Annotated in this window: 12 protein-coding genes; all 12 read left to right on the top strand. The window is 37.4% G+C overall.

What is annotated here, in order from left to right:
* The first annotated feature begins 5 nt into the window (after window positions 1–5).
* Genes HZR84_00940 through HZR84_00885 form a run of 12 tightly spaced genes read left to right on the top strand, consistent with a single transcriptional unit; the run spans window position 6 to window position 11,649 of the window.
* A complete protein-coding gene (locus tag HZR84_00940; GenBank protein QNL20574.1) occupies window positions 6–1,007 on the top strand; it encodes a GDP-mannose 4,6-dehydratase in 1,002 nt (333 codons plus the stop codon).
* Window positions 1,000–1,713: an NTP transferase domain-containing protein gene (locus tag HZR84_00935; protein QNL20573.1), complete on the top strand. Its 714-nt coding sequence runs from the start codon at window positions 1,000–1,002 to the stop codon at window positions 1,711–1,713. Before HZR84_00940 ends, HZR84_00935 begins: the two co-directional genes overlap by 8 nt.
* The gene (locus HZR84_00930) at window positions 1,710–2,582 is read left to right on the top strand and encodes an NAD(P)-dependent oxidoreductase (protein QNL20572.1); all 873 of its coding nucleotides are present in this window, start codon (window positions 1,710–1,712) and stop codon (window positions 2,580–2,582) included. Before HZR84_00935 ends, HZR84_00930 begins: the two co-directional genes overlap by 4 nt.
* Window positions 2,583–2,598: 16 nt before the next feature.
* A complete protein-coding gene (locus HZR84_00925) occupies window positions 2,599–3,639 on the top strand; it encodes a glycosyltransferase family 4 protein (GenBank protein QNL20571.1) in 1,041 nt (346 codons plus the stop codon).
* A gap of 36 nt (window positions 3,640–3,675) precedes the next feature.
* Complete coding sequence (locus HZR84_00920; GenBank protein QNL20570.1) at window positions 3,676–4,992, top strand: phenylacetate--CoA ligase family protein; 1,317 nt, start codon at window positions 3,676–3,678, stop codon at window positions 4,990–4,992.
* A 52-nt stretch (window positions 4,993–5,044) separates the two neighbouring features.
* Window positions 5,045–6,364 carry a hypothetical protein gene (locus tag HZR84_00915; protein ID QNL20569.1) on the top strand — a complete coding sequence of 440 codons (1,320 nt, stop codon included), beginning with the start codon at window positions 5,045–5,047 and terminating at the stop codon, window positions 6,362–6,364.
* The gene (locus tag HZR84_00910) at window positions 6,345–7,289 is read left to right on the top strand and encodes a glycosyltransferase family 2 protein (GenBank protein QNL20568.1); all 945 of its coding nucleotides are present in this window, start codon (window positions 6,345–6,347) and stop codon (window positions 7,287–7,289) included. Before HZR84_00915 ends, HZR84_00910 begins: the two co-directional genes overlap by 20 nt.
* A 2-nt stretch (window positions 7,290–7,291) precedes the next feature.
* Window positions 7,292–8,047 (top strand): class I SAM-dependent methyltransferase, encoded by a 756-nt coding sequence (locus HZR84_00905; protein QNL20567.1) that lies wholly within the window; start codon window positions 7,292–7,294, stop codon window positions 8,045–8,047.
* Window positions 8,020–9,249 (top strand): glycosyltransferase family 4 protein, encoded by a 1,230-nt coding sequence (locus HZR84_00900; GenBank protein QNL20566.1) that lies wholly within the window; start codon window positions 8,020–8,022, stop codon window positions 9,247–9,249. Before HZR84_00905 ends, HZR84_00900 begins: the two co-directional genes overlap by 28 nt.
* Window positions 9,230–9,862 (top strand): GNAT family N-acetyltransferase, encoded by a 633-nt coding sequence (locus tag HZR84_00895; protein ID QNL20565.1) that lies wholly within the window; start codon window positions 9,230–9,232, stop codon window positions 9,860–9,862. Before HZR84_00900 ends, HZR84_00895 begins: the two co-directional genes overlap by 20 nt.
* Window positions 9,863–11,062: a DegT/DnrJ/EryC1/StrS family aminotransferase gene (locus HZR84_00890; protein ID QNL20564.1), complete on the top strand. Its 1,200-nt coding sequence runs from the start codon at window positions 9,863–9,865 to the stop codon at window positions 11,060–11,062.
* The gene (locus HZR84_00885; GenBank protein ID QNL20563.1) at window positions 11,059–11,649 is read left to right on the top strand and encodes a sugar transferase; all 591 of its coding nucleotides are present in this window, start codon (window positions 11,059–11,061) and stop codon (window positions 11,647–11,649) included. The genes HZR84_00890 and HZR84_00885 overlap by 4 nt, the downstream gene beginning before the upstream one ends.
* The last annotated feature ends 75 nt before the right edge of the window (window positions 11,650–11,724 follow it).

Genomic DNA, 11,724 nt, shown 5'->3' with positions numbered 1-11,724 from the left:
AGCCTATGGATAAATTAGAAAAACACAAATGTCTGGTCACCGGAGCCGATGGTTTTATAGGTTCTAATCTGACAGAGTCACTTTTAAAAACGGGAGCAAAGGTGAGAGCATTGGTGCAATACAATTCGCAAAACAGCTGGGGTTGGCTCGAGGTCTATGCCAATGATCAACCTGATAATCTTGAAATCATTTCGGGGGATATCCGGGATTTAAATTTCTGTTATGAACTGACAAAAGATATTGACATTGTATTTCATTTGGCAGCGCTGATAGCAATTCCCTATTCTTACCACTCTCCGGGCAGTTATATTGATACCAATATTAGCGGCACATCAAATATTTGCCTGGCCGCCTTAAAAAACAAAGTAAGCAAAGTACTTCACACTTCTACAAGCGAAGTGTATGGTACTGCACAGTACGTCCCTATCGATGAAAAACATCCATTGCAAGCACAATCGCCTTACAGCGCTTCAAAAATCGCTTCAGATGCCATGGCCATTAGTTATTTCAATGCATTTGAACTTCCACTGGTTGTGATAAGGCCATTCAATACTTATGGTCCCAGACAATCGGCAAGAGCGGTTATTCCAACTATCATTTCTCAAATAGCAAATGGAAAAAAAGAAATAAAACTTGGTGATCTCAGTCCAACGAGGGATTTTAATTATGTCCTTGACACCTGTGAAGGGTTTATTAAAGCCGCAGAAACGAGCAATATAAATGGAGAAATAATCAATTTGGGTAGCGGATCCGAAATTTCTATTGGTGATCTTGTATTGCTTATTGCCGAACTCATGGGAAAGACGGTAAAAGTAGTTTCAGAACAGGAAAGAATCCGACCCGAAAAATCTGAGGTACATCGATTGTTGTGTGATAACAGCAAAGCAAAAAAGCTATTGAACTTTAAATCAAATTACAATTTAAAAGAAGGCCTAAGCGAAACGATAAAGTGGTTTTCAGATGATAAAAATTTAAAAATGTACAAAGCCAATATTTACAATGTCTAAACAAGCTGTCATACTTTGCGGGGGAAAAGGCACCCGGCTTAAACCCTATACCGTTGTTTTACCAAAACCACTTATGCCCATAGGCGAATTTCCAATTTTGGAGGTCATTATCCGACAACTCAAGGAAAATGGATTTAGCAATTTGATATTTGCCGTTAATCATCAGGCCGAATTGATTAAAGCCTTCTTTGGAAATGGAGAAAAATGGGGGATTAAAATCTCCTACTCTTTGGAAAACAAACCATTGAGCACGATGGGGCCTTTGAAATTAATTGACAACCTTGACAGCAATTTTTTGGTCATGAATGGCGATATTCTCACTGATCTGGATTTTTCCGGATTTTATGAAGAGCATGTTAGCACCAATAGCATTTTCACGATTTCATCTTATAGTCGTACGCATATAAATGATTATGGCGTATTAATTAAAAATGCAGCCAACAAGCTTGAGGACTTTAAAGAAAAACCCTCTACTAATTTTGAAGTGAGTATGGGCATATACATGGCCAGTTCAGAGATTTTAGAGGTAATTCCCGAGGATACTTTTTATGGATTTGACCACCTGATGAAAGATTTGATTGAGTTAAAAAAATATCCTTCAGTAAAACGCCATAATGGCTATTGGCTGGATATAGGGCGACCCGATGACTATTCAATTGCTATTGATGAATTTGAAAAAAACAAAAACGTTTTTCTGAAGAATTGAAAATTCTTGTAACAGGTTCGGGCGGTTTTATAGGTCAAATGCTCTGTAAAAAACTCAATGCAGAAGGGTACATGGTTTTGGCTCATAAAAAAGAGGACGGCGATGTTAGAGAACTCAAAAGTTTTGATAAATACGATTCTGAAAGGCCGGAAAAGGTTATTCATTTAGCGGCACTTACTTTTGTACCCGAAAGCTGGGAAAATCCATCAAAGTATTTGGATGTCAATATAAACGGAACCAGAAATGTACTGGAGAAGTGCAGATTATGGGGTTCGGAAATCATTTATCCGAGTACTTATGTTTATGGCATACCTGAATATTTACCAATAAATGAAAGCCATAAGGTTGATCCTGCAAATCCATATGCCTATTCAAAATTTGTTTCTGAAGGTCTATGCGGCTTTTATGCTGAGAAATACAATGTGCCGGCCCTGGTTATCAGACCATTTAATATATACGGTCCCGGGCAGAGCGCCCATTTTCTCATTCCCACAATCATCCGTCAAATAATTGATGAGCAAAGCAAGGAGATAAGCCTTAAAACCCTTAAACCAAGAAGAGACTTAATATATATTGATGATTTTATAGAGCTGATAATTAAAGTTTTAGATTTTTCAAAAAAGAAATCATTCGATTTAATTAATGCCGGCTCCGGAGAATCTTTTTCAGTTGAGGAGATAGTACAAATACTACTGGAAATAAGTGGATACAATAAGGCCGTAATTGAAGAAAAAGAAATAAGAAAATCCGAAGTTTTTGAGATTAAGGCAGACATTAGTAAAGCCAAAAAAGAGTATAATTTCGGACTAAAAACCGGTATTCGTGAAGGTTTGAAGCAGTGTTATGATCATGCAAAAGAAAAAGGTTAAGTCTATACTTTTCCTCATGCCTGAACCGTCTTATGAAGGCGGAATGACCATGATCTCTTTGATGTACCGGGATGCTGGAATATTTAAGCGGAAGGGCATCCATTATTTTAATACAAGCTTCAATCATAAAAATACTATTAGTCGCTTCTTTGAAAGTATTATACTCAAATGGAAGTTCTGGCAAATGCTTATCAAAGCATCAGTTAGGGATGTTTATATTTTAAGCTCCTCGTACACAGGATTTTATGATAAGATTTTATATGTGATAATTGCTAAATTACTATTTAAAAAAACCTATCTGAATTTGGTGGGAGGTGCCTTTTTCAAATTCACGAATTCCGGAACTTTCAATCGTTTGATGGTACCAAAACTTTTAAAATTACCCAATGCAATAGTGGTGGGCTCCGAACTCTGGAAGAACAAATTTAAAGACTTATACGGCTGTGAGAACACAAGGGTAATTTACAATCCCGTAAGAATCCCAGATAGATTTAAAAATTATAATTACAGTAAAAACATTTCGGCTAGAATTGAAATTGTTTTTCTCGGTGCCTTGAACGAGGGCAAGGGCGTCCTGGATTTAATAAAAATTATTCAGGCCTTTTCCGCTGAAGAGTCCCTTATTTTCACAATTATTGGTAAAGGAGAAATGGAGTCGCAAATTTCCGGAGATTTGGAAAAAGAGATTGCACTTGGAAGAGTAAAACTTGAGGGTTTTATAAGTGAAGAAGAAAAGCACGAAATTCTCGAAAGAGCCCATGTTTTTATTTTGCCAAGTTATTTTGAAGTATTGCCCATTTCCATTTTAGAGGCCATGTACACAGGCATGTTGATTTTATCTACGAAAGTCGGAGCCATTCCTGAAATTATCGAAGAAAATAAAAATGGGTTTTTGTACGAGCCGGGACAATACAATTTGATGATTTCCGGAATACAAAGTCTAATTCAAAACCCTGAAATGATTGAAGAAATTGGGAGAAATAACATTTCAAAATCAAAAAATTTCGATGTGGAAACCATATTTGAGGTGCAAATGAATATGATGAAGAACCATTGAAAAAGATTAACACAAAAAAAGACCCGAATATCTCATTTGACAGCATTTAGAATTTTAATTGCCAGAATGGTATTGCTTTTAAATGGCCTTCCTTTGAAAAAAGCGATGAAGGATATTCTTGAATTGAATCAATCATTTAAAAGTCCGGAGGAAAAAAATGTTTGGCTTAATAATAGGAAATGGGATATCTATAATTTTCATACGAAGAATAATCCTTTGTACCGGAAAAAAAATTCATCAGATCAGACTGAGAATTGGGAAGATCTACCGATAATGCGGAAACAGGATTTCCAAAAACCAATAGAAGAAATGTTGTCAGAAGGAATTCAAAAATCTAATGTGCATGTAGGAAATACTTCCGGTTCCTCAGGTCATCCTTTTTTCTATGCTAAGGACAAATATGCCCATGCCAGGACCTATGCCAATATTTACAGGTCTTATGATGAACATGGCTTAAGTCTGGGTATGAAGCAGGCCAGATTCTATGGAATCCCCCTTAGAGGGAAACAACGGAAAATTGAACAGTTAAAAGATTTTTTATTTAATCGACATCGCTTTCCGGTGCACGATTTAAGTCCGGCGCAGCTTGAGATTTTTCTGAAAAAATTCAAACGAAAACCATTTGCCTTTGTCTATGGCTATACCAGTTCAATTCTGGCTTTTGCCAAATATCTGGAAAGCAAAAATGTAATTCTGAAAGATTTGTGCCCAAGCTTGAAAGCCTGTATTGTTACTTCAGAGATGTGTACGGAAGAAGATAAATCTACTATTGAAAAGGCTTTGGGGGTGGAAGTACTCAATGAATACGGCGCTTCTGAAATGGATGTTATCGCTATGACCGATAAGCGAGGTGAGTGGAGAATCTCAAACGAAAATATTTATTTGGAAATTCTGGATGATAATGACAAAGTGCTTGAACCAGGAAATGAAGGCAGAATAGTGATCACAAGTTTATTCAATAAGGCCATGCCTTTTATCAGATATGATATTGGCGACTATGGCAAACTGAAACGTGAAAACCCAGGGATTCTGGAGGAATTGACAGGCAGAACTTCTGATATCATTCACTTGCCAAGTGGGAAAAAAGCAGGCGGGCTTACCTTTTATTATATTTCCCGGAAAATACTGGAATCGGGAAGTGCTATTCGTGAATTTGTTGTAAAACAAAAGGCAATTGACACCTTTGTGTTTGAGGTGGTAGCCGATCGTCAGCTAAATCATGAAGAAACTTTACAAATCAATAAAATGCTGGATGATTATTTGGAAAAGGGCTTAAAACTTGAAATTGAGTATCTTGACAAAATCGAGCGTTCGCCCAATGGAAAAATCAAACACTTTTATTCAGAAATTTAATTGAAGAGCATTTAATAATTGATGCCATCAAAATGGAGCAAGTCTTAGACACATGAAATTTCTTCATGCTTTTTTAAAGCATTTATCAAATAGGGATAATGGGATTCCACTCGTCATTATCAACTTATTACTCTTCGCGGCGATCCTGTTTTTCCCGGTAAAAGCTAAGGTGCTTGGCGATCAGGATTTTCATATAGAGGCCAAATCCATCGCTGCTTATCTTCACGGACTGAACAGCTACAATGAAATATCCATTACCAAGGCTCCGGGACCGGTTTTATTTTATACTCTTCCGTATTTTCTGGCCGGAAAAAACCCTTCGGATGTCCGATTGGTTAATTTTGCCAGAGTCTGGATCTGTGTTTTATCGACAATTTTTTTATTCTGGGCTTATAAATCCCTATTAAGAATTTTTTCGGCTCAAATATCAAATATATTCGCCCTCTTTGTATTTATCATTCCACTGCATGTCTATTATTCAATGGGTATTTTAGCCGAAGGCCCGGCATTTTTATCGGTTTTATTGATTATTATCGGATTCATTAAGTTTCAAAAAAAAGAGGGATTTTGGACATTTGTTTTAGGATTGATCTTTTTGGTGCTCTCCCGCCCAAATTCCATTTTGTGTCTTCCAATTATTTTCTCTCTGGGGCTCTATTATTGGTATTTTAAGAAAAGACCTATGTCGGGAAAATACCTTTTGGCTTCTGTATATGCCGGACTGGTAATAGTTCTTATCACCACATTTGTTAAAATGCTTCCAAATGAAAGGCAAACTTTGAATCAGGAAACCTACCTGGCTTATGTCATTCATATTGGCCGATTTCAATTTCGAACAGAAGAGTTCGATTGGCGATTTTGGGATGGCAACAACCGATCAGACAGCCGTGATTATCAGAATTATATCTCTTCGGTACATGCACTCGAATCGCAAATTGAAAACAGCAATGATTCAAAAAGCGGGGTTTATTATGATTGGATTATTAGAGATTTAAAAGAACATCCTTTTATGGCTGTCAAACAGTTCTTTGTTCGAATTATTTTTGGAAATACCTTGAGAATCAATTCCATATCCACCGATTCATTTTCAATTTTCGGGATTAAGGGCAAAACCGTTTACTATGCCATTACCATTGCCTTGAATATTATTAATTACCTTATACTACTATTGGCTTTGTTTTTTATTATTCAAAAGTCGAGCTGGAAAAAGTACTGGCCGCTCATTTCCATAATTTTAGCCATTTGGATTTTTAATGGCATCGTATACATAGAGCAAAGATATCTTTTCCCGACAAGGCCGATTATTTATTTTTTAGCGAGTTTTGGCTTTCTTCTACTAACAAAAAAAGACAATGAACCCATTGCAGCCTGAGATTTCAGTAATTGTTCCCCTCTTCAATGAAGAAAATGTGATTCCGGAACTTTTCAAACGTCTGGATAGTCTTATTCAAAGTTCTGATCGAAACATTGAAATTGTACTGGTGAATGATGGCAGTAAAGACGCAACGGCAGAACTTATTAAAGCAAAATCTTTGGACGATGCTAATTACGTTTCCGTTCTTCTAAGTCGAAATTTCGGACATCAGATAGCTGTAAGCGCCGGCATGCAATTTTCCAATGCTTCTAAAGCTGTTTTGATTATTGATGGAGACCTTCAGGATCCGCCTGAGCTCCTGGAATCTTTTTACAGCAAAATTGAAGAAGGTTATGAGGTGGTTTATGCCGTGCGTAAAAAGAGGAAAGAAGGGCCGACGAAGAAAATACTCTATTGGCTTTATTACAGAATTCTCAGAAAATTATCCGATATAAGAATTCCGGTCGACAGCGGTGATTTTTGTATGATTTCAAAAAGAGTCAATGACATCATAAAGGAGATGCCCGAAAGAAGCCGTTTTGTTCGCGGTATACGTACCTGGGTGGGATTCAAACAAATTGGCATTGAATACGAACGGGAAAAGCGATTTGCCGGCGAACCCAAATACAATTTCAAAGCACTTTTCAAATTGGCTTACGATGGAATTTTTAATTTCAGTTATGTACCTCTAAAAATGATCACCAGGCTGGGCTTATATACTATTTTGATTTCAGGTATTTATTTTACCTATGTGCTTTATTCAAAATTTGCAGGTCATGCCGTTCCATCTGGATTTACCTCACTTATTGCCGTGATCAGTTTGTTCAGCGGAGTTCAAATGATGTCTTTGGGAATAATTGGAGAGTACCTCGCCCGAATCTATTTTCAGGTAAAAGAAAGGCCCTTGTTTTTAGTCGATGAAGTAGTAAGAAAGGAAAATTAAGATTGGAAAAAGCTTATTATAAACAGTATTACGATTTTGAAAGAAATCATTGGTGGTTTCTCGCCAGGGCAAAGATTTTAGAAGCTTATGTAAGCAATTTTAGCAAATCAAAACTTAAAATTCTGGATGCCGGAACGGGTACCGGCGCCAATTCCATTTGGCTTTCAAATTATGGAGAAGTTGTTTCCATGGAATTTGATAAGGATTGCATAGATTATTCAAGTCAAAAAAATGGATTGGATTATATCAATGGTTCACTGCTTGAATTGCCATTTACGAATGACAGTTTTGACCTCATTTGCGCTTTTGATGTTATCGAACATATTGAAGATCACCATTTGGCTGTATCTGAAATGATCCGCGTATGCAAACCCGGAGGTAAAATTTTGATTACGGTTCCGGCTTTTATGCATTTATGGTCTGAACACGATGAAATAAATCATCATTTTCGAAGATATACCAGGAATGAACTAAGCATTTTGTTTGATCGGGAAGAAGGGGAACTTCAAAACTGCAGTTATTTCAATTTTTATCTCTATCCTTTGGTTTTAATGGCCCGTTTCGCCAATAAACTCTTATCTCCTTTCCAAAAATCAGATGGGCATAAATCCGATTTTGAAAAATTTAAACCGGGACTTTTAAATGATACGCTAAAGCAGATATTTTTATTGGAGCGAAATAGAATTGCATCCAAAAAGAAATACCCTTTTGGAGTATCCTTGATTCTGGAATGGCAAAAAGACAAGCCGGCCCTTTGAGTAACATAAAAAAGATCAGCATTCTCAGCCAGTATTTTCATCCTGAAATGGGAGCACCTCCCAACAGGTTGCTGGAAACTATGCGAGGTTTTAAAAATAGAGGCTATGAAGTTTCTGTGGTAACGGGAATGCCCAATTACCCCAAAGGCATAGTCTTTGAAGATTATCGATCTAAACGATTTATTCAAGAAGAACTGGAAGGGTGCACAGTTTTCAGATATAATTTTTACACATCAAATTCTAAAAGAGCAATTCCGAGGATTTGGTCGATGATTACTTTTTCTTTAAATACTCTCCGCTCTTATAACAAACTGCGAAAAATTAAACCCGATGTCGTATTCGTTGAAAGTCCGCCTTTACTTTTAGGTTTTACAGGTTGGATTCTATCGCGAAGGTTAAAGGCCAAATTTCTATTCAATATTTCTGACATCTGGCCACTCAGCGCCAAAGAAATGGGGGCAATCAATGATGGGTATTTATACAAATTTTTGGAAGGCATCGAAAGCTTTCTTTATCAGCGATCCGATTTGATTTCGGGCCAGTCACAAGAAATTATTGATCATATTCGATCAAAAACCAAAACAAAAGCAATTTTGTTTCGAAATGGAGTGGATATAAATAGATTTAAAAATCACAGCGTAATTGTGCATAGCGGTGAAAAACAAAAAATTGTTTATGCCGGATTGCTGGGCTTTGCACAAGGAATAGTGGATATCTGCAAAAAAGTTGACTTTAATGCGCTAAACTGTGAATTTCATATTTACGGTGATGGCGGGGAAAGACAGGAATTGCTGGAACTTATTGAAGCAAAGCCGGATAGCGCAATTCATTATCACGGTACGGTTAGCAGGGATGAAATACCTCAAATTATTTCGCAGTACGATACCTATTTGGTGCCATTGGCAAGAGCCATTTACGGGGCCGTGCCATCAAAGATTTACGAAGCCATGGCCTCTGGAAAAGCAATATTGTTTTTTGGTGAAGGAGAGGGTGCCGCCATTGTTGAAAAATACAAATTGGGCTATTGCGCTAAAACGGGTGATTTTGAAACGCTGAAGAAAAACATTGCCTTGCTCAATAATTCCGAACAGCGAAAAATATTCGAAAACAACGCACTGCAGACTGCGAAGTTGGAATTTGACAGAAATGTGATCATCGATAATTTTATCTCCAAGATGGAAAATGAATTTAAGTTCGAGTAATTATTCTGATCTGGCCAGACTATCAGAATGTCATCAATCGGCATTCCCAAAATCGCTTTCATCGCGAATGGGCAAAAACTATTTATGCAAAATGCTCGAGTGGTACATTGTTTCGCCCAAGGCATTTATTTTTCATTTGGTGGTAGATAATGAAGTAGTTGGCTATTGTGGAGGCCTTGTTGTTGATGGTGAGCTCGCAACGGGTTCAGCTTCTGCCATGACTCAATACAGTTTTAATTCGGCAGTTAAATCAATTCTTATGAGACCATGGCTCTTATTTCATGGTGAATTGCTGAAAAAGTACAGCTTTGTATTGAGAAATTTGCTTTACCGTTTTAAGAAACCGGAAATAAGCGAAGCGGAAAAATCAGAAAAAAAGCTGGACCCTTATACAGGCCTTGTGGTCATCGGTGTAAATCAAAAATTTCACGGCATAGGTTATGGTTCATTTCTATTGCAGGAATTTGAAAAAAGGACTAAAAATATTGGCCTTAATAAGATGTTGCTAACTGTAAAATCAGATAATGATAAAGCCATTAAATCTTATTTAAGAAATGGATGGGAAAAGGCTAAATTGGACTCGGGTTCATTGCAAATGGTCAAATATATTTAAATGAAAATTTCTTTTTCCCCACCTTATATAGATTCAGATGTCATTGAGAGTGTACTGGAGAGTTTAAACTCGGGCTGGATCACCACAGGGCCAAAAGTAAAGGCCCTGGAAGAACTAATGGCGGAATATGTGGGCACAAAATACGCCCTTTGTGTTAACTCCTGGACTTCGGGAGCGCTATTGGCCTGTAACTGGTTTGATCTCAAAAAAGGCGATGAAGTGATCATTCCGGCTTACACTTATGCAGCTACGGCCCTGGCCGTGCTACATGCCGGAGCCAAACCCGTAATGATCGACGTGGGTGAGGATTTTATGATGAATCCCGATCTGCTTTATTCTAAGATACATGCAAAAACAAAAATTATAATGCCGGTGGATTTCGGCGGAGGGCTGGCTGATTATTATTCAATCAACAAGGTAGCGGAAAGCACTGCAGATCAGTTTGTCCCGGACGGTGAAAGACAGGAAAAATTAAACAGAATTATGGTGCTTGCGGATGCCGCTCATTCTATTGGCGCCAAACAGGGTGATATGTTTTCAGGCAAACTTTGCGACCTTTCCGTATTTTCATTTCACGCTGTAAAAAATGTAACCACAGCAGAGGGAGGAGCAATTACCTTAAATCTTCCCAAAAATTTCGATGAAGCCGAAGAATATAAGTGGCTTAAGCTGATGTCGCTAAACGGTCAGACCAAAGATGCTTTTACAAAGGTACAAGCCGGAGGTTGGAAATACGACATCGTGATGAAAGGCCTTAAAATCAATATGCCGGATATCGCCGCTGCCATTGGCCTGGTTCAATTGAGGAAATACGAGTCACTTCACAAGGAACGCAAAAGGGTTTTTGATGCCTATATTGAACAATTGAAGATATACGACTGGGCGATTTTGCCTGAAATTAAAAAAGACACACGGCCTTCATATCACTTGTTTCCGCTTCGGATAAGAAATATCACTGAAGAGAAACGCGACAAAATCATAAGTATATTGGCCGAGAAGGGCATTTCTGTAAATGTACATTTCAACCCGCTTCCCAACCTGACCTATTTTAAAAAACTGGGTTATGATATTTCCAATTATCCTGTGGCTCAAAAACTCTATCGAAGTGAAATATCACTGCCCATTTACCCACAACTAAAAAATGTTGAAGTGGAATATTTAGTTAGTGAACTGCTAAACGCATATCAAAAAGTTATTTGAAGCGATTTTTAGACCTCATTGTTTCTTTTCTTGGCTTATTAATTCTCTCGCCTATTCTCCTAATCATTGCGATTTTAATTGTTATCGATTCAGGTTTTCCGGTTTTTTTTAAACAGCAAAGAGTAGGTAAGGGAAATAGTGATTTTGGTATGTTAAAATTCAGGAGCATGCATAAGGATGCCGACAAAAAAGGCTTGCTCATCACGGTGGGCGGTCGCGACTCCCGAATTACCAGAGTAGGCTATTATTTGAGAAAATATAAACTCGATGAATTCCCGCAACTTTTTAATGTATTAAAAGGCGAAATGAGTCTTGTTGGCCCCAGGCCTGAGGTAAGAAAATACGTTGAGCATTATTCCGAGGAACAAATGAAAGTATTTAGCATTAAACCGGGCATTACGGATTATGCTTCCATTCAGTTTAGAAATGAAAATGAACTGTTGGCAGGCCAGGACAATCCTGAGGAATTCTATATTAAGGAAATTATGCCGGTCAAACTGAGTTTTAATCTGGAGTATTTAAGGAAGAGAACTTTTTGGGGAGATATAGCTATTCTGTTTCAAACCGTTTTGAGCATTTTCAGATAAGGGGGGGTAATAAGTTTTTGCGGTGAAGATTATAATTTTCATTAATTAATTTTGAAATAATTTAATCTTATTATA

It is taken from the genome of Hyphobacterium sp. CCMP332 (assembly GCA_014323545.1).
Lineage (GTDB): Bacteria > Bacteroidota > Bacteroidia > Cytophagales > CCMP332 > CCMP332.
Note: the sequence above shows the minus strand (reverse complement) of the source record. Positions and strands in the feature narration are given on the sequence as shown.